The 17,094-nt window shown below is 73.8% G+C and carries 17 protein-coding genes; 14 read left to right on the forward strand and 3 right to left on the reverse strand.

Translation table 11 applies throughout. The features are described from left to right. From ACFPBZ_RS15235 to ACFPBZ_RS15265, 7 genes are all read left to right on the forward strand, one after another. Positions 1 to 310 (forward strand): hypothetical protein (locus ACFPBZ_RS15235; RefSeq protein WP_378036924.1); only part of this gene is annotated, 310 nt, incomplete at its 5' end. Next, positions 307 to 1,329, forward strand: coding sequence for a Gfo/Idh/MocA family protein (locus ACFPBZ_RS15240; RefSeq protein ID WP_378036925.1), 1,023 nt, complete (start codon positions 307 to 309; stop codon positions 1,327 to 1,329). The genes ACFPBZ_RS15235 and ACFPBZ_RS15240, both read left to right, overlap by 4 nt. Further along, positions 1,320 to 2,150, forward strand: coding sequence for an MBL fold metallo-hydrolase (locus ACFPBZ_RS15245; RefSeq protein WP_378036926.1), 831 nt, complete (start codon positions 1,320 to 1,322; stop codon positions 2,148 to 2,150). Before ACFPBZ_RS15240 ends, ACFPBZ_RS15245 begins: the two co-directional genes overlap by 10 nt. Next, complete coding sequence (locus ACFPBZ_RS15250) at positions 2,147 to 3,730, forward strand: YcaO-like family protein (protein ID WP_378036927.1); 1,584 nt, start codon at positions 2,147 to 2,149, stop codon at positions 3,728 to 3,730. Before ACFPBZ_RS15245 ends, ACFPBZ_RS15250 begins: the two co-directional genes overlap by 4 nt. Beyond that, positions 3,727 to 4,563, forward strand: a complete 837-nt coding sequence (locus tag ACFPBZ_RS15255; RefSeq protein ID WP_378036928.1) for a sugar phosphate isomerase/epimerase family protein — start codon at positions 3,727 to 3,729, stop codon at positions 4,561 to 4,563. The genes ACFPBZ_RS15250 and ACFPBZ_RS15255 overlap by 4 nt, the downstream gene beginning before the upstream one ends. Next, a complete protein-coding gene (locus ACFPBZ_RS15260; RefSeq protein WP_378036929.1) occupies positions 4,560 to 5,804 on the forward strand; it encodes a glycosyltransferase family 4 protein in 1,245 nt (414 codons plus the stop codon). The genes ACFPBZ_RS15255 and ACFPBZ_RS15260 overlap by 4 nt, the downstream gene beginning before the upstream one ends. Positions 5,805 to 5,809: 5 nt before the next feature. After that, the gene (locus ACFPBZ_RS15265; protein WP_378036930.1) at positions 5,810 to 6,568 is read left to right on the forward strand and encodes a PIG-L deacetylase family protein; all 759 of its coding nucleotides are present in this window, start codon (positions 5,810 to 5,812) and stop codon (positions 6,566 to 6,568) included. Here the strand turns inward: ACFPBZ_RS15265 and ACFPBZ_RS15270 are convergent. After that, positions 6,549 to 7,574 (reverse strand): LysR family transcriptional regulator, encoded by a 1,026-nt coding sequence (locus ACFPBZ_RS15270; RefSeq protein ID WP_378036931.1) that lies wholly within the window; start codon positions 7,572 to 7,574, stop codon positions 6,549 to 6,551. The genes ACFPBZ_RS15265 and ACFPBZ_RS15270 overlap by 20 nt on opposite strands. Positions 7,575 to 7,657: 83 nt before the next feature. On the opposite strand from ACFPBZ_RS15270, the gene ACFPBZ_RS15275 reads away from it, so the two are divergent. Genes ACFPBZ_RS15275 through ACFPBZ_RS15285 form a run of 3 tightly spaced genes read left to right on the forward strand, consistent with a single transcriptional unit; the run spans position 7,658 to position 11,072 of the window. Further along, entirely contained in the window at positions 7,658 to 8,344 is a 687-nt protein-coding gene (locus ACFPBZ_RS15275) for a succinate dehydrogenase cytochrome b subunit (RefSeq protein ID WP_378037030.1), read from the forward strand. Positions 8,345 to 8,346: 2 nt separating this feature from the next. Next, entirely contained in the window at positions 8,347 to 10,320 is a 1,974-nt protein-coding gene (locus ACFPBZ_RS15280) for a fumarate reductase/succinate dehydrogenase flavoprotein subunit (protein ID WP_378036932.1), read from the forward strand. Then, positions 10,317 to 11,072, forward strand: coding sequence for a succinate dehydrogenase/fumarate reductase iron-sulfur subunit (locus ACFPBZ_RS15285; protein WP_378036933.1), 756 nt, complete (start codon positions 10,317 to 10,319; stop codon positions 11,070 to 11,072). Before ACFPBZ_RS15280 ends, ACFPBZ_RS15285 begins: the two co-directional genes overlap by 4 nt. A 76-nt stretch (positions 11,073 to 11,148) precedes the next feature. On the opposite strand, the gene ACFPBZ_RS15290 is transcribed toward ACFPBZ_RS15285, so the two are convergent. Both ACFPBZ_RS15290 and ACFPBZ_RS15295 read right to left on the reverse strand, forming a co-directional pair. After that, positions 11,149 to 12,111, reverse strand: coding sequence for a DUF4097 family beta strand repeat-containing protein (locus tag ACFPBZ_RS15290; protein ID WP_378036934.1), 963 nt, complete (start codon positions 12,109 to 12,111; stop codon positions 11,149 to 11,151). After that, the gene (locus ACFPBZ_RS15295; RefSeq protein ID WP_378036935.1) at positions 12,108 to 12,872 is read right to left on the reverse strand and encodes a toxin-antitoxin system HicB family antitoxin; all 765 of its coding nucleotides are present in this window, start codon (positions 12,870 to 12,872) and stop codon (positions 12,108 to 12,110) included. Before ACFPBZ_RS15295 ends, ACFPBZ_RS15290 begins: the two co-directional genes overlap by 4 nt. 294 nt (positions 12,873 to 13,166) lie before the next feature. Between ACFPBZ_RS15295 and thyX the strand changes: the two genes are divergently transcribed. The 4 genes from thyX (at position 13,167) to ACFPBZ_RS15315 (ending at position 17,093) form a co-directional block, all read left to right on the forward strand. Continuing rightward, complete coding sequence (thyX, locus tag ACFPBZ_RS15300; RefSeq protein WP_378036936.1) at positions 13,167 to 13,919, forward strand: FAD-dependent thymidylate synthase; 753 nt, start codon at positions 13,167 to 13,169, stop codon at positions 13,917 to 13,919. Between the two features lie 29 nt (positions 13,920 to 13,948). Then, complete coding sequence (locus ACFPBZ_RS15305; protein ID WP_378036937.1) at positions 13,949 to 14,593, forward strand: TIGR03085 family metal-binding protein; 645 nt, start codon at positions 13,949 to 13,951, stop codon at positions 14,591 to 14,593. 12 nt (positions 14,594 to 14,605) lie between these two features. Beyond that, entirely contained in the window at positions 14,606 to 15,016 is a 411-nt protein-coding gene (locus tag ACFPBZ_RS15310; protein WP_378036938.1) for an SMI1/KNR4 family protein, read from the forward strand. 256 nt (positions 15,017 to 15,272) lie between these two features. Continuing rightward, positions 15,273 to 17,093, forward strand: a complete 1,821-nt coding sequence (locus tag ACFPBZ_RS15315; RefSeq protein WP_378036939.1) for a ribonuclease J — start codon at positions 15,273 to 15,275, stop codon at positions 17,091 to 17,093. The last annotated feature ends 1 nt before the right edge of the window (position 17,094 follow it).

The raw sequence follows: 17,094 nt of genomic DNA on the forward strand, positions 1-17,094 counted from the left end.
GGCCGCCCTCGACGCGCGCCCGGCCCGCCCCGCCGCCCCGGACGCGCTGCGCGGCACCGAGGCCGTCGCCCTCGCCCTCGACCGCGCCGGCGCCCCGCCGGCCGAGGACCTGCTCGCACCCCCGCCCGGTGCGGCGCTGCACCCCAACCCGCTCTACCGCGACGGCGTCCGGCAGTGGCCGAACCCGCGCTGGGGCGAGGAGTACGGCGACCGGGTCGCGGCCTACCTCCCCGAGCTGGCCCCGGTGGGGCTCGACCGGGAGCAGGCCGCGCGCCGCCGGGTCCTCGTCGACCTCCCGGAGCGCTGGTGACCACCACGACCACCGGCTGGGGCGTCGTCGGGCTCGGGTGGGTGGCGCGCGACCACGTGCTGCCGGCCCTCGCCGCCGACCCGCACGCCCGCCTCGTCGGGGTGTGCGACCGCGACGAGCGGGCCCTCGCCTCACTCGACGTGCCCACCACCACCGACCTCGACGCGCTCCTGGCTCTCGACGGCCTCGACGCGGTGTACGTCGCCACCCCGAACCACGCCCACCTCCCGGTGGTGCGGGCCGTCGCGGCGGCCGGGGTGCCGGTGCTCTGCGAGAAGCCGATGGCCCACACCGTCGACGACGCCGCCGCGATGGTCGAGGCGGTCGGCGACGGCCTCGCGGGCACGGCCTTCGACCAGCGCTTCCACCCCGCCCACCGGACGATCGCCGACCTCGTCGCGCAGGGCCGCCTGGGCACCGTCACCGCGGTGCGGATCGTCTACGGCTGCTGGCTGCCGCCCGCCTGGCTGCCGCCGCACAGCCGCGAGGACGCCGGCAACTGGCGCGTCGACACCGCGCTGGCCGGGGGCGGCGCCGCGATCGACCTCGCGCCGCACGGCATCGACCTCGTCGGGACCCTGCTCGGCGAGGACCTCGAGTCCCTCACCGCCGTGACCCGTCGCCGGGTGCACCCCTACGCCGACCCGGCCGCCGACGACGGCGCCGTCTTGGTCGGCGCCACCGCCTCGGGCGCCCTCGTCACCGCGCACGTGAGCTTCGCCCTGCCCGACGCGCTGCCGCGGCGGCGCCTCGAGGTGGTGGGCACCGAGGGCCAGCTCGTCGCCACCGACACCCTCGGCCAGGTCGCGGGCGGCACCCTCACCCTCCACGACGCCACCACCGGGGCGATGGAGTCCGTCGCGTTCGACCCGGACGGCCCGTTCGAGCGTCAGGTCGCCGCGTTCGGAGCGGCCGTGCGCGGGGAACGCCCGTGGCCGTACCCCCTCGCGCGGGACCTCGCCCTGCACCGACTGCTGCTCGACGCCCTCCGACACCCGAAGGACTCCTCGTGCCCCTGAGCCCCTGGTCGTGCTCCAACTGCGGGCACTGGCAGCGCTGGTTCGCCACGCCGCCGTCGTGCCCGGTGTGCACCGACGTCCGCAACGCCCTGCCCGACGACGGCTGGGACTTCCGTCCGCTCGACGAGATCGCGCAGGGCCGCGAGGCCCGCTGGGCCGAGGTGCGCCCCGGGGTCCACGGGTTCTGGTGCGAGCCGCAGGTCGGCCTCGGCACGTCGGGCTGGGTCATCGAGACGGAGAACGGCCTGATCGGCTGGGAGGGCGCCGGGTTCTATCCCGACGAGGCCCTGGACGAGCTGCGTCGCCGCGGCGGCCTCGCCGCGCTGGCCGCGAGCCACGTCCACGGCTACGGCGCGCTGTTCCAGCTCCAAGACGCGCTCGACCCGCCGGTGATGGCGATCGGGGTGCGCGACCTGGAGTGGACGAAGGCGTTCCGGGTGACCTGGCCGCTCGACGACCGCCACGAGTTCGCGCCCGGCCTCGTCGCGCACCGCACCGGCGGTCACTTCGACGGGCACATGGTGCTGCACGACCAGCAGCGGAGGATCCTGTTCTGCGGCGACATGCTCAAGGCCGCGCTCGACGAGCAGGGCCGCGCCACCGGGCTGTCGGCCCACAAGGCCTTCCACGCCCAGATCCCGCTGTCCCACCAGGAGATCCGCGACGCCCGCAAGGTGATCGGCGAGCTCGACTTCGACGCGGTCGCCACCCCCTTCGAGTTCGTCGAGGGCGTCACCACCGACCACGTGCTCGCGCTCTACGACCGGCTGCTCTCCGGGCAGCCGCTGGCGGGCCCGATCCCGCTGGACGAGCTCTCGTGACGTCCACCGACGCCGACGCCGACACGAGTGCCGAGACCGACCGGCAGCTGGATGCCGTCGCCCGGGCCTACGACGACGCCCTGCCCGCCGGGGAGGCCGGCGACTTCGCCCTCGGCGGTCCCGGATCCTCTGGTCTCGACCGCACCGGCGTGCACGTCGTGGCCGCCGACTTCGCCGACCCCACCGGCGCCTGGCCGCGCTCCGGGTCGTTCGGTTACGGCCTCTCGGCCGCCCGCGCCCGGGTCGCGGCCCGCGCCGAGCTGGTCGAGGAGATGCTGCTCTCCCAGCACCTGCGCGAGCTCCCCCGCACCCGCGACTCCCACCACGCCCTGCACGAGCGCCTCGGGCCGGGCGGCGTCGTCGACCCGCTCGCGCTGACGCTCCCGGCGGGCACGGTCGTCGACCACGACGCCCCGCGCTGGTGGCTGCCCGCCACCCGCGTCCGCACGGGGGAGACGGTGCTCGTGCCCGCCGAGTTCGCCGCGGCCTACCCGGTCGACCTCGACTGGCAGGACCCGGCCGAGCGGCTGATCACCGTCATCACCAACGGCTGCGGGGCGGGCGACACCCGCGAGCGCGCCCTCGGCCACGCCCTGGGCGAGCTCCTGCAGCGCGACGGCAACTCCACCGCGTTCCGCGCGCTCGACCGCGGCATCGTCATCGACACCGGCCCCGACGACGAGCTCGTGCGCGACCCGGCGACCCGCGCCCTGCTCGCGCACCTGCGCGACGTCGGCATCCGGGTCGTCCCGAAGCTCGCCTCGACCGCGTTCGGCGTCACCGACCTGCACGTGGTCGGCCACGACGTCGCCGGCGAGCCCCCGCACCCCATCGCGGTGACCGCCTGCGGGGAGGCCGCCGACCCCGACCGCGAGGTGGCCCTGCAGAAGGCGCTGCTGGAGTTCTGCGCGGCGCGGGTCCGCAAGTCCTTCGCCCACGCCGACCTCGACCGGGTCCGCCCCCTCGCGCCGACGAGCTACTGGGACCGCGAGCTCGCCCACCCGCTGCTGCCGCAGGAGACCCGCGCCTTCGAGACGATGCGCGACTGGGCCGGGCGCGACGTCGCCGACCTGCGGACGCTGCTCGAGCCGACCGTGCTCGCCGAGCGGTCGCGCGTGGGGTTCGACGAGCTGCCGACGGTCGAGCACCTGGAGACCCCGGCCGCCCGGCTCGACGACCTCCTCGGCCGGCTCGCCGACTTCGACGTCCTCGCGGTGGTCGCCCCGGCCGAGCACGCCTACGCCGTCAAGGTGATCGTCCCGGGCCTGGAGGTCGAGACCATGTCCTACGGGCGCATCGGGCGCCGCGGGGTCCAGCGCCTGCTGGGCCGCGCCGCCGACCCCGCCGACCCGGCCCACGGCCTCGTCGGGCTGGGGGAGCCGCCGCACGCCGGCGCCCTGCCGGTCGCGATGCCCGACGTCGAGGCGCGGCTGCTCGCCCGCCGCGGCGGCGACGGCCGGGCGTGGCTCGACCGCGAGCGCGTCGACGCCGTCGTCGGGGAGCTCTACCCCCTCTACCGGGAGCCGTCCCGCCACGCGGTGGGGCGCGCGGCCGCGGGGGAGCGGGTGGAGCTGCGATGAGTGTGCGCTGGGCCTACAACACCAACGGCCTGTCCTCGCACCGGCTCGACGACGCGTGCACGCTGCTCGCCGACCACGGCTACGCGGGCGTCGCCCTCACCCTCGACGTCGCCCACCACGACCCGTTCGCCCCCGACCTCGCCCGGCGTACCGCCGCGCTGGCCGACCGGCTGGGGGAGCTGGGGCTGGGCAGCGTCGTCGAGACCGGGGCGCGGTTCCTGCTCGACCCGCGCCGCAAGCACCACCCGACCCTCGTCAGCGCCGACGCCGCCGACCGCGCCCGCCGGGTCGACTTCCTGCGCCTGTGCGTCGACGTCGCGGCCGACCTCGGCAGCGAGGCGGTGTCGTTCTGGGCGGGCGTGCTCGCCGCCGGGCTCGACCGCGACGAGGCCTGGTCGCGGCTCGTCGAGGGCGTCGCCGAGGTGGCGGAGCACGCCCGCGCCCGGGGCGTCGTCGTCGCCGTGGAGCCCGAGCCCGGGATGCTCGTCGACGACCTCGACGACTGGTGCCGCCTGCGCGAGGTGGTACCCGGCATCTCGGTCGCGCTCGACACCGGCCACTGCATCGTCTCGGGCCGCTGGGCCCCCGCCGACGCGGTCCGCGAGTTCGCCCCGCACCTCGGGGCGGTCGCCGTGGAGGACATGCCGCGCGGCGTCCACGAGCACCGCGCGCCCGGCGAGGGCGACATGGACCTGCGCGCGGTCGTCGCGGCGCTCGGGGAGATCGGCCACCGCGGCCTGGTCAGCCTCGAGCTCTCCCGCGACTCCCACCGCGCCGACCAGCTCGTGCCCCGGGCCATCGAGACCCTGCGAGCCATGGAGGTCAGTTCGTGAGGATCTGCTTCGTCTCCCGCCGCTACTGGCCGGCGGTCTCGGGCATGAGCGCGTACGCGGAGAACCTGCTGCGCCACCTCGTCCGGGCGGGCCACGACGTCACGATGATCTCCCAGTACCGCGGCGACCCCGCCGGGCGCGCGGTCTACGGCGGCGGGCCGCCGCCGCCCGAGCGCATCCCCGAGGGCGTCGAGGTGGTGGCGCTGGAGGCCCTGGGCGAGCAGGAGGTCGCCGAGGGCCGGCCCGCCGACTTCGAGGCCGACGTCGCGACGATGCAGGCGACGATCACCCGCCTGCACGCGCAGCGCCCGTTCGACGTGCTGCACGCCCAGTACGCCTACCCCAACGGCCTCGCGGTGCTCCGGGCCGCGCACGAGCTGGGCCTGCCCGCCGCGGTCAGCGTGCAGGGCGGCGACGGGCACTGGGTGGGCACCTGCTGCACCACCCACCGCGAGCTCATCCGCGCGGTGTTCACCCACGCGCCGGCCCTGGTGATCGGGTCGCCGTCGTTCGCGGCCGAGGTGTCGGCGCGCCACGAGGTCGACCCGGCCCGCTGGACGATCGTCTCCGGCGCCACCGACACCGAGCGCTTCACGCCCACCCACGAGCCCGGCGCGCTCGGCGAGGTGCCGACGCTGCTCTACCACGGTCGCGTCGACGCCCGGAAGGGCGTGCTCGACCTGCTGGAGGCCCACCGCACCCTGCTCGACGCCGGCCGGGAGGTCCGCCTCGTCGTCTCCGGCATCGGGCCCGACACCGCGCTGGTCGCCGAGCGGGTCACCGAGCTGGGGCTCGACGCCCACGTCGAGCAGCTCGGCTACACCCCCTACGAGCGGGCGCACGAGGTCTACGGGCGCGGCGACGTCTTCGTCAGCCCCACCTACGCCGAGGGGTTCTCCAACACGATCCTCGAGGCGATGGCCTCGGGGCTGCCGGTGGTGTCCACCGACGTCGTCGGGGTCCGCGACTGCGTCCGGCCCGACGACAACGGCGTCCTCGTCCCCGCGAAGGACCCGGCGGCGCTGGCCGCGGGGATCGCGCGGGTGCTCGACGACGAGGGCCTGCGGGTCGGCATGGCCCGGCGCGCGCTCGACGAGGTGCGGGCCGTGTGGTCGTGGCCGGTGATCGCCGACCGCGTGACCGCCGTCTACGACGTCGTCCGGGACGTCCCCGTCCCCGCCATCGCCGACCCGCCCGTCGACCCGTCCTGCCGGTTCCGATCTGCTCCCCACCTGCTGTGAGGGTTGTGGCGGTCAGTCCGCACCTCGACGACGCAGTGTTCTCGGTCGGCGGCACCCTGGCCCGGCTGGGCGAGCGGGCGGAGGTGCTGGTGGTCACCTGCTTCACCGGCTCGGTCGACCCCGCCACCGCGACGCCCTTCGCACTCTCCACGCAGCTCGACAAGGGCCTGGGCGCCGACGTCGACTACATGGCCCTGCGCCGCGAGGAGGACCGGCGGGCGCTCAGCGTTCTGGGCGTCGTCGGGACGCACCTCGACCTGCTCGAGGCGCCGCACCGCGGCTACGCGAGCGCCCCGGAGCTGTTCGCGGGGCGCCGGCCCGACGACGAGGTGGCCGGCCCGCTCGCCGCGGCGCTGGGGCCCCTGCTGGCCGACGCCGACCTGGTCCTCGCGCCCCAGGCCCTCGGCGACCACGTCGACCACCAGTGGGTCGGCGAGGTGGTCGCCCACCTCGTGCCCGAGGGCCGCCGGGCGTGGTGGCGCGACACCCCCTACGTCGTGAAGCGGCCCGACGCGCGCCCGATGGCGCACGTGGAGGGGGAGGCGGTCGCGGTCGACGTGGGGGAGACGCTGGAGCGCAAGGTCGAGGCCGTGGGCTGCTACGTGACCCAGGTGCCGTTCCAGTTCGGGTCGCCGGAGGCGGCCGGGGAGACGCTGCGCGCCCTGGCCCGCGCCGAGGGCGGCGGCACCCCCGCCGAGGTGCTGCGCGCCCGCGACGACGTCCGCGACCAGCTGGAGGGCCTGCTCAGCCCGTCGGGTGGATGAACCGGACCCCGGGCGGGAGACCGCCGGTGCGGGAGGTGCGGGCCAGGACGGCCAGCAGGGTCTCGCGGAACGCCTCGGCCGCCCGGGTGGGTGCGACGTCGGTGCGGTGGGCCAGGGCGATCGTGCGGTGGGTCCACCCCGACCCGTCGAGCCGCGTGGTGCGCAGCCCGGTCCGCCCGGCGAGCACCAGGCTGGGCACGATCGCGATGCCGAGGCCCCGCTCGACCATGCGCAGCACCGCGTCCATCTCCCCGCCCTCCACGGCGATCCGCGGGGTCACCCCGGCGGCCGCGCACGCGGAGAGCACCACCTCGCGCAGCTCGTAGCCCGGGCGGTTGATCACCAGGGGGTGGCGGGCGAGCTCGACGATGCCGGCGTGGTCGCCGAGGGCCTCGTCGAGGTTCGCGCTGCCGGCGGTGGCCGAGACGGCGACCAGCTCCTCGCGCAGCACCGGCGTGAGCCGCAGCGTCGAGCCCGGCGCCGGGGGCGTGCCGGGGCCCGGCGAGCCGGCCCGGCCGCGGGCGGCGCCCCCGGGTGTCGGGCCGCCCGGCCGCTCGGGCTGGTGGATGACCATGGCGAGGTCGAGCTGCCCGTCCTCGATGTCGGCCACCAGGTCCTGCGAGCCGCCCTCGGCGATCTGCAGCGAGATGCCCGGATACGCGGCGTGGAAGACCGCCAGCACGTCGGCGACGACGCTCACGCACAACGACGGGGTGGCCCCCACGCGGAGGCGCCCGCGGCGCAGCCCGGCGAGCTCGGCGATCTCCAGCCGCGCGGTCTCGACGTCGGCCACGATGCGCCGCGCGAGGGGCAGCAGGGTCTCGCCCGCCGATGTGAGTGTGACGTGATCCCTACCCCGCGTGAACAAGGTCTCACCGAGATCATCTTCGAGTGCCTGGATCTGGCGGCTCAGCGTGGGCTGGGCGACTCGCACATCCCCCGCTGCCTGCACGAACCGGCCGGTATCGGCCACCGCGAGGAAGTAGACCAGCTGCTTGAGGGTCACCCCGATAGCGTAGGAGCATCGCTGAACCGTCTTGCATGCATTGGCCGTCGGCGTGTTCGCGGGCTTAGCGTGTCGCTGTGGTCATGACGCAGCAGCGCAACATCGTCACAAGGACGTGGGGATCCTCCGTCGGCAAGAAGTCGATCATGGCCGTGACCGGCGTGATCTTCTTGCTGTACGTGATCGCCCACATGATCGGTAACCTCAAGATCTTCTTCGGCCAGGAGACGTTCGACGCGTACTCCGAGCACCTCCGGACCCTCGGTGCCGAGATCTTCGGCTACGAGGGCGTGCTCTGGATCATCCGCGTCGTGCTGGTCTCGGCCCTGGTCCTGCACATGGCGGCGGCCTTCAGCCTGTGGCGCAAGGCCAACCGCGCCCGCCCGGTGGGCTACCAGCACAAGGGCCACCAGGGCAGCTACGCCGCCCGGACGATGCGCTGGGGCGGCGTGATCATCGCGCTGTTCGTGATCTGGCACATCCTCGACCTGACGACCGGCACCGTGAATCCCGAGATCGGGGACGCGAGCGCCTACGACAAGCTCGTCGCGAGCTTCGATCGCCCGGTCGTGGCGATCTTCTACATCCTGGCCATGGTCGCCCTGAGCTTGCACATCAGCCATGGTTTGTGGTCGGGAATCCAGACGCTGGGTGGCAACAGTGCCGCCCGGCAGCACGCCCTGAAGACGTTCTCGGTGGGTGTCGGAGTCGTCGTCGCCGTCGGCTTCGCGATCATCCCCGTGTCCGTCATGTTCGGTCTGGTGAGGTGACGATGTCTGAGCTGCAGCAGGAGCCCACGGCGGTCCAGGGAGAAGGCCGGTGGTTGCTCGGCGACCCGATCGCCGACAACCGCGCGCCCGACAGCCCCATCGGCGACCGGTGGAGCGACCGCAAGTTCACGGCCCGCCTGGTCAACCCGGCGAACCGCCGGAAGATGACCGCGATCATCGTCGGGACCGGTCTCGCTGGCGGCGCGGCCGCCGCGACCCTCGGCGAGGCCGGCTACCACGTCAAGTCGTTCTGCTACCAGGACTCGCCCCGGCGCGCGCACTCGATCGCCGCGCAGGGCGGGATCAACGCCGCGAAGAACTACCGCAACGACGGCGACTCGGTGCACCGCCTGTTCTACGACACGGTCAAGGGCGGCGACTTCCGCTCCCGTGAGTCGAACGTGCACCGCCTCGCCGAGTCGAGCCTGCAGATCATCGACCAGTGCGTCGCCCAGGGCGTCCCGTTCGCCCGCGAGTACTCGGGGCTGCTCGACACCCGGTCGTTCGGTGGCACCCAGGTCTCGCGGACCTTCTACGCCCGCGGCCAGACGGGCCAGCAGCTGCTGCTCGGCGCGTACCAGGCCCTCGAGCGCCAGATCTCGGCCGGCACGGTCGAGATGCACCCGCGCACCGAGATGCTCGACCTGATCGTCGTCGACGGCCGGGCCCGCGGCATCGTCACGCGCAGCGTCCTCACCGGCGAGATCGAGACGCACCTCGCCGACGTCGTCGTGCTCTGCACCGGCGGCTACGGCAACGTCTACTACCTCTCGACCAACGCCAAGGGTTCCAACGTCACGGCGGCCTGGCGGGCGCACAAGCGGGGCGCGCTGTTCGCGAACCCCTGCTACACGCAGATCCACCCCACCTGCATCCCGGTCTCGGGCGAGTACCAGTCGAAGCTGACCCTGATGTCGGAGTCGCTGCGCAACGACGGCCGGGTCTGGGTGCCGAAGGAGCGGGGCGACTCGCGCCCGCCCAACGACATCCCCGAGGACGAGCGGGACTACTACCTCGAGCGCCAGTACCCGGCGTTCGGCAACCTGGTCCCGCGCGACATCGCCTCGCGCGCCGCGAAGAACATGTGCGACGCCGAGCAGGGCGTCGGCCCCGGCGGACTGGGTGTGTACCTCGACTTCAAGGACGCCATCGGGCGTCTCGGCCGCAGTGCGGTCGAGGCCAAGTACGGCAACCTGTTCGAGATGTACCAGCGCATCACCGGGGACGACCCGTACGAGGTCCCGATGCGCATCTACCCGGCCATCCACTACACGATGGGCGGGCTGTGGGTCGACTACGACCTGCGCTCGACGATCCCGGGCCTGTTCGTGGGCGGCGAGGCCAACTTCTCCGACCACGGCGCCAACCGCCTCGGCGCCTCGGCGCTGATGCAGGGCCTCGCCGACGGGTACTTCGTCCTCCCGACGACGGTCGCCGACTACCTCGCCGACGCGCCGTTCGACAAGGTCGACGAGAACCACCCGGAGGTCAAGGAGGCCGTCGAGGCGACGCGGGCGCGCATCGACAAGCTGCTCTCGGCCAACGGGAACCGCACCGTCGACTCGTTCCACCGCGAGCTCGGTCAGCTCGTGTGGGACCACTGCGGCATGGCCCGCAGCAAGGAGGGCCTGGAGAAGGCCCTCGACCGGCTCCCCTCGCTGCGCGAGGAGTTCTGGCGCGACGTCAAGATCGTCGGGACCGGCGACGGCTTCAACCAGTCGCTGGAGAAGGCCGGCCGCGTGGCCGACTTCCTGGAGCTGGCCGAGCTCATGTGCACCGACGCGCTGCACCGCGAGGAGTCCTGCGGCGGCCACTTCCGCGTCGAGCACCAGACCGAGGAAGGCGAGGCCCAGCGTGACGACGAGAACTTCTCGTACGTCGCGGCCTGGGAGTACGGGAACGGCGGCAGGCCGATCCTGCACAAGGAGGACCTCGAGTTCTCCTACGTCCACCCGAGTCAGCGGAGTTACAAGTGAAGCTCACATTGCGCGTGTGGCGTCAGAAGGACGCTGACAGCAAGGGCAAGATGGTCAAGTACAAGCTCGACGACGTCGAGGAGGACATGTCCTTCCTCGAGATGCTCGACGTGCTCAACGAGAAGCTCACCCTCGAGGGTGAGAACCCGGTGTCGTTCGACCACGACTGCCGCGAGGGCATCTGCGGCTCGTGCGCCATGGTCATCAACGGCACCCCGCACGGCCCGCAGAAGAACACCACGACGTGCCAGCTGCACATGCGGCACTTCAAGGACGGCGACACGATCGACGTGGAGCCGTGGCGGGCCCGGGCGTTCCCGGTGATCAAGGACCTGGTGACCGACCGGTCGGCGTTCGACCAGATCATCCAGGCCGGCGGCTACGTCAGCGTCAACACCGGCTCGGCCCCCGAGGCGCACGCGACGCCGGTCGACAAGGTCTCGGCCGACGACGCGTTCGACGCGGCCACCTGCATCGGCTGTGGCGCCTGCGTCGCGGCCTGCCCCAACGGCAGCTCGATGCTCTACACGGCCGCGAAGATCACGCACCTCGGCCTGCTGCCGCAGGGTCAGCCCGAGCGGCAGACCCGGGCGATCAACATGCTGGCCAAGCAGGACGAGCTCGAGTTCGGCGGCTGCACCAACGTCGGCGCCTGCGCGGAGGTCTGCCCCAAGGGCATCCCGCTGGCGACGATCTCGCAGTTGAACCACGACGTCCTCGGCGCCACCCTCGCGGGGGCCCGGTCGGACTAGCTCCGAGCAGAACGACGAAGGGCCCGTTCGTCACCTCCTCCGGTGACGAACGGGCCTTTCGTACGTCCGGGGTCGATCAGGTCGCAGCGCCGACCCGGGTGTTCCCGGCCGCGGCCCGGCCGCGGATGCGCAGGGGCGTTCCCGACGAGGAGTCGGGTCGCGTGGCGCTGACCGGGAGGTCGGACGAGGCCGACCCGGCCGCGGAGCGCAGGTCGACCGAGGCGTCGACGCCCGCGTGCACGCCGACGCGGACGGAGCCGGCCCCGGTCGAGAGGTCGAGGTCGCCGGCGGAGGCGTCCCGGACCGTCACGTCGCCGCTGCCGCAGCGCACCGCGAGGTCGGCCGACACGCGCCCGGCGGTGACCGAGCCGCTCCCGGTCACCACCTCGGTGGAGGCCGACACCTGGTCGAGGAACACGTCCCCGGCCCCGCCCTTGCAGCGCAGCACGCCCTCGACCCGGCCGACGGTGACGTCGCCCGCGCCGCACCGGATCGACGACCGGGCGGCGACCCGGTCGAGCGAGACGGTGCCGGTGGTGCCGATCTCGACCTCGCCCGGCGTGCCCGCCACGTCGACCGGGGCGGCCCCGGCCCGCACGACGACGCCCGACGACTCCGGGGCGTGCACGGTCACCGCGAGGGGCACCGTGCGCAGCGCCATCTCCCGCGGGGAGCGGACGTGGAGCCGCCCGCCCTCCCAGGTGACCTCGGTGCCCGCCACGGCGCGGGCGGCCCGCTCCTCGGCCGACTCGTCGGTGCGCAGCCCGAGCCCGGCGATGGCGCCCAGGTCGAACCCGAACCGCCGCTCCAGGCCGCCGGCGGCGTCGACGAGCCCCGAGAGGCCCTGCATCCAACCGGGCGCGGACCCGGTGTCGGCCACGACGTCGACCCGGACCTGGTCGGACGCCTCCAGCCGGACGTCCACGCGCCCGGCGTCGATCTCGACGAGCAGGTCGGCCGGGCCGGTGGTGTCGAACCGCTCGTGGCGGCGGGTCGAGCCGTCGTCGGGACCGGGGGTCGAGCTGTCGTCGGCGCTCATCCCCGCACCCATCCCGAGACCCCGGAACCACCCTGGTCGTCGGGACCGGGTCCCGACGACGGCGGCGTCTCAGCCGTCCCGGGCGCCGGGGGCGTGGGCGCCGGCGGGGGAGTGGGGGCGTCGGGAGCAGCGTCCCCGGGCGTGCCGGGGCTGGGCGTGCCGGGGCTGGGGGTGTCCTCCCAGCGGCCGTCGCCCCACGAGCCCTCCCAGCGCCGGCGACCGGGGCCTCCACCGTGGCCCCGGGACGAGCCGCCCCAGGAGTCGCCCTTCAGCGCGCCCTGGACGGCCTGGGAGATCCACGAGTTGAGGGACATGCCCTGCGCGGCCGCGGCCTGCTCGGCCTGGCCCTTGATCTGGTCGACCAGGCGCAGGGTCATCCGGGAGATGTCGCCCATGTCGGCGCCGGCACCGAAGCCGGCGCCCGCCCCGGGACGGCGGAAGGGCCCGCCCGGACCCGCGAAGGGGCTCGACGCCGGACCGGCGAAGAAGCCGCCGGCGGACTCCTCGGACGGCGGGCCGTCCGTCTTGTCGACGGCGACGTCCACCTCCCGGCCGCGCAGGCGGAGCGAGACGTTGTGGCCGTCGACCTTCTCGGAGATCTCGGCGGCGAGGTCGGACAGGGCGTTCATCAGGGCGAGACGGACGGCGGGCTCGAGGGCCCCGGCCAGCGCGGTGCCGGCCCGGGCGGTCTGCTCGTCGCCCACCGAGGCCGCGTTGGCGAGGTCGTCCCGCAGAGCGGTGACGTAGGGCGTGAGGTCCATGACACCACTGTGACACCATCGCGACACCACGACAAGCAGCACATGGTGTCGTTCTGCGGTGCGCGAACGCCGTCGTGGTGTCGGGGCGCGGCGAGGGTGGTGTCGACGTACGCGATCGAGCGCGTGGACCGGTCACCGCCCGAGAGCTGCTAGACAGATGATCATGCCGAGCGCGACGGCGCGGAATGTCGCGCTCGACATGATCACCTGCCTGGCGGGGAGCTGATCCGGCGCTGCGTCCGCCGGGGACCGGTGGCGTCGCGGGACGTTCCTCCCTGCCAGTTACGGTGAAGCGTGGCCGAGACCGTGACGCCCCGGGTGCAGTTGATCGCCAAGACCGAGTTCGTCCCTCCGGCGGACGTGCCGTGGGAGACCGACGCCGACGGCGGGCAGGCGCTCGCCGAGTTCGCGGGCCGCGCCTGCTACCAGTCGTGGAGCAAGCCGAACCCGGCCACCGCGACCAACGCGGGCTACCTGCGCCACATCCTCGAGGTCGGCCACCTCTCGGTGCTCGAGCACGGGACGGTGAGCTTCTACCTCACGGGTATGTCGCGCAGCCTCACCCACGAGCTGGTCCGGCACCGGCACTTCTCGTACTCGCAGCTCTCCCAGCGCTACGTGCCCGAGGGCGACGCCGCGATGGTCGAGCCTGCCGTCATCGCGGACGACCCGGAGTTGCACGAGCTCTTCGCCGAGGCCTCGGCCGCCGCGCTGGCCTCCTACGAGAAGCTGCTCGCGGGCCTCGAGGAGCGCTTCTCCGACGAGCCGAACCGGACGCTGCGCCGCAAGCAGGCCCGGCAGGCGGCCCGGGCCGTGCTGCCGAACGCGACCGAGACCCGCATCGTCGTGACGGGGAACTACCGGGCGTGGCGGCACTTCATCGCGATGCGGGCCTCCGAGCACGCCGACGTCGAGATCCGTGACCTCGCCGTGCGCTGCCTCGAGGAGCTGCAGGCCGCGGTGCCCAACGTGTTCGCCGACTTCACGATCTCCGAGCTCGCGAGCGGCTCGCGCGTCGCGTCGAGCCCGTACATCACCGAGGGGTGACTGGCGCCAGGGTGGGGTAGCAGAGGGTCATGACTGCATCCCGGTCCACCGGCGCCGTGGCTGCCGCCGAGCGCAACGCCCTCGCCGACCTGTTCCTCGAGCGCGGGCCCGACGAGCCCACGCTGTGCGGGGACTGGACGACGAACGACCTCCTCGCGCACCTGGTGATCCGCGAGCGCCGGCCCGATGCCGCGCCCGGCATCCTCATCCCGCCGCTGGCCTTCTGGACCCAGCGGGTGCAGGCCCGGACCGCGCAGCGCGACTTCGGCGCCAACGTCGCCCTGATCCGCAGCGGCCCGCCCACGTGGAGCCCGCTGGCGCTGCCGCCGCTGGGCGGGGTCGACGTGCAGGAGTACTTCATCCACCACGAGGACGTGCGCCGCGCGGTCGAGGGCTGGTCGCCGCGCCCCGTCGACGAGGCCCGCGACAAGCTGCTGTGGACCCAGCTCGGGGTGCTCGGGAAGCTCGCGTACCGCTCGAGCCCGGTCGGGGTCACCCTGCGGCGCCCCGACGGCGCCGAGCACAACGCGAAGAGCGGCGCCCGGACGGTCACGATCGTCGGGGAGCCCAGTGAGCTGGTGCTGTTCACGAGCGGCCGGGAGCAGTGCGTCGTCTCGTTCGAGGGCGAGCCCGCCGACGTCGCCGCGGTCAAGGGCACCGACCGGGGGCTGTAGGTGGTCGACTGGGTGCCTACGGGCGACCCGCCGCTGGCCCCGGCGGGCGACGCGGTGGTCCGCGAGCACGAGGACCGGCTGCGCGTGGACCTGCCGCGGGACTTCCTCGCGGTGGCGCAGCACCGGCAGGGTGCGGCGCCCCATCCCGCGAAGGTGACCCTGCCCGACGGCTCGGCCACGGCCGTCGCCCGGCTGCTGCACTTCGGCGAGGGCTTCGGCAACATCGTGACCCGGGGCTTCCCCCTCGAGGGTGTGCTGGACAAGGGCGTGATCCCGTTCGCGGAGGACGTCGGCGGCGACGTCTTCTGCTTCTCCTTCCGGGAGGACTACGACCGTCCGCCCGTCGTGTTCTGGACCGTCGATCACGGGGCGGTCCGACTCGCGGACGACTTCACCGCGTTCGTCGCGATGCTGCACGACTGAGTGTCACGCCGGTCGCAGGAGTACCTCGGGCACCACGGGGTGCCCGGGGTCGCGGTACGGTGGTGGCGGCATGAGCACCAGTGGACCCCGGCCGAACCGGCCGACGAGGCTTGATCCGGTGCTCGCCACCCCCACTTCCCGCGGCCCCTCGTGGCCGCACCCCGCGGGCGTCCGCCCGCGACCCGACGTCGTGACATCGAGACGTCCCTGACCAGGAGGAACCCATCTCCGAGAACGTGACCACCGGGGTCGCCCGGTGAGCCGATCCACCGCGGGCCGCCGCCGCAGCACCAGCAACGGCGGCACCCCGAATCCCCAGCACCAGCAGCAGGCCGCGCCGCAGCAGCACGACTGCCACGCCACCGGCACCCCGACGCAGTCGGTCCCGCAGAGCTCCGGCGCCGTCGCCGACCGCGCGCCGAAGCCCCTCGCGAAGGGCGCCCTGCGCGTCGTCGCGCTCGGCGGTATCGGCGAGATCGGTCGCAACATGACCGTGCTCGAGTACGGCGGCCGGCTGCTCATCGTCGACTGCGGCGTGCTCTTCCCGTCGGAGGAGTCCCCCGGGGTCGACCTGATCCTGCCCGACTTCCGCGCCATCGAGGACCGCCTCGACGACGTCGACGCGCTGGTCCTCACGCACGGCCACGAGGACCACATCGGGGCCGTGCCGTTCCTGCTGCGCCAGAAGCCCGACCTGCTGATCGTCGGGTCGCGCTTCACGCTCGCCCTGGTGGCGGCCAAGTGCAAGGAGCACCGCCTCACGCCGCACCTGCTCGAGGTGCGCGAGGGCGACCGCAGCCACTACGGGACGTTCGACTGCGAGTTCTTCGCGGTCAACCACTCGATCCCCGACGCGCTGGCCGTCGCCGTGCGCACCCCGGGTGGCACCGTCCTGCACACCGGCGACATCAAGCTCGATCAGCTGCCCCTCGACGGCCGGCTCACCGACCTGGCCGGGTTCTCCCGCCTGGGCGACGAGGGCGTCGACCTGCTGCTGATCGACTCGACGAACGCCGAGGTCCCGGGCTTCGTCACGCCCGAGCGCGACATCGCGCCGGTCATCGACGACGTCTTCCGCCGCGCGCCGAGCCGGCTGATCGTCGCCTGCTTCGCGAGCCACGTGCACCGCGTTCAGCAGGTGCTCAACGCCGCGGACAAGCACAAGCGCAAGGTCTGCTTCACGGGTCGCTCGATGGTCCGCAACATGGGCATCGCCGCCGACCTCGGCCTGCTCGACATCCCCGAGGGCCTGCTCGTCGACCTCGACGACGCCCTGGCGATGCCCGAGAAGGACGTGGTCCTCGTGTCGACCGGCTCGCAGGGCGAGCCGCTGTCGGCGCTGGGCCGCATGGCCCGCGGCGACCACCGCCAGATCACGATCACCCCGGGCGACACCGTCGTCCTGCTCTCCAGCCTCATCCCGGGCAACGAGACCGCGGTGTTCACCGTGATCAACGGCCTCACCCGCCTCGGCGCCGAGGTGGTCCACTCGGGCGTCGCGAAGGTGCACGTCTCCGGGCACGCGAGCGCGGGGGAGCTGCTGTTCCTCTACAACGCGCTGCGCCCCCGCAACGTCATGCCGGTGCACGGCGAGTGGCGCCACCTGCGCGCCAACGCCGCGATCGCGAAGCGCACGGGCGTCCCCGAGGACCGCGTGGTCATCGCCGAGGACGGCGTGGTGGTCGACGTCGTCGACCGCAAGGCCGCGATCGCCGGCCGCGTCGAGGTCGGGCACGTCTACGTCGACGGCAACCAGGTCGGCGACGTCGGCGAGTCGACGCTCTCGGACCGGCTCGTGCTCGGCGAGGGCGGCTTCATCTCGATCACCGTCGCCGTCGAGGGTGCCACCGGCCGCGCCGTCGCCCCGCCGAAGATCTCCGGTCGCGGCTTCTCCGACGACCCGAAGGCCCTCGAGAACGTCGTCTCGCTCGTCGAGATGGAGCTCTCGCGCACCGAGGCCGAGGGGATCACCGACACCCACCGCATCGCCCAGTCGGTGCGCCGCGTGGTGGGCAAGTGGGTCGGCGAGACCTACCGGCGGCGCCCGATGATCGTCCCGACGGTCCTGCCCGTGTGAG

The organism is Actinomycetospora atypica (genome assembly GCF_042653685.1).
GTDB lineage: Bacteria > Actinomycetota > Actinomycetes > Mycobacteriales > Pseudonocardiaceae > Actinomycetospora > Actinomycetospora atypica.

What these genes read in the sequence shown, in the direction of transcription:
- ACFPBZ_RS15255 (WP_378036928.1), top strand. Translation starts at nt 3,727, where the DNA reads ATGAGTGTGCGCTGGGCCTACAACACCAACGGCCTGTCCTCGCACCGG.
- ACFPBZ_RS15275 (WP_378037030.1), top strand. Translation starts at nt 7,658, where the DNA reads ATGACGCAGCAGCGCAACATCGTCACAAGGACGTGGGGATCCTCCGTC.
- ACFPBZ_RS15280 (WP_378036932.1), top strand. Translation starts at nt 8,347, where the DNA reads ATGTCTGAGCTGCAGCAGGAGCCCACGGCGGTCCAGGGAGAAGGCCGG.
- ACFPBZ_RS15290 (WP_378036934.1), bottom strand. Translation starts at nt 12,111, where the DNA reads ATGAGCGCCGACGACAGCTCGACCCCCGGTCCCGACGACGGCTCGACC.
- ACFPBZ_RS15295 (WP_378036935.1), bottom strand. Translation starts at nt 12,872, where the DNA reads ATGGACCTCACGCCCTACGTCACCGCTCTGCGGGACGACCTCGCCAAC.
- ACFPBZ_RS15305 (WP_378036937.1), top strand. Translation starts at nt 13,949, where the DNA reads ATGACTGCATCCCGGTCCACCGGCGCCGTGGCTGCCGCCGAGCGCAAC.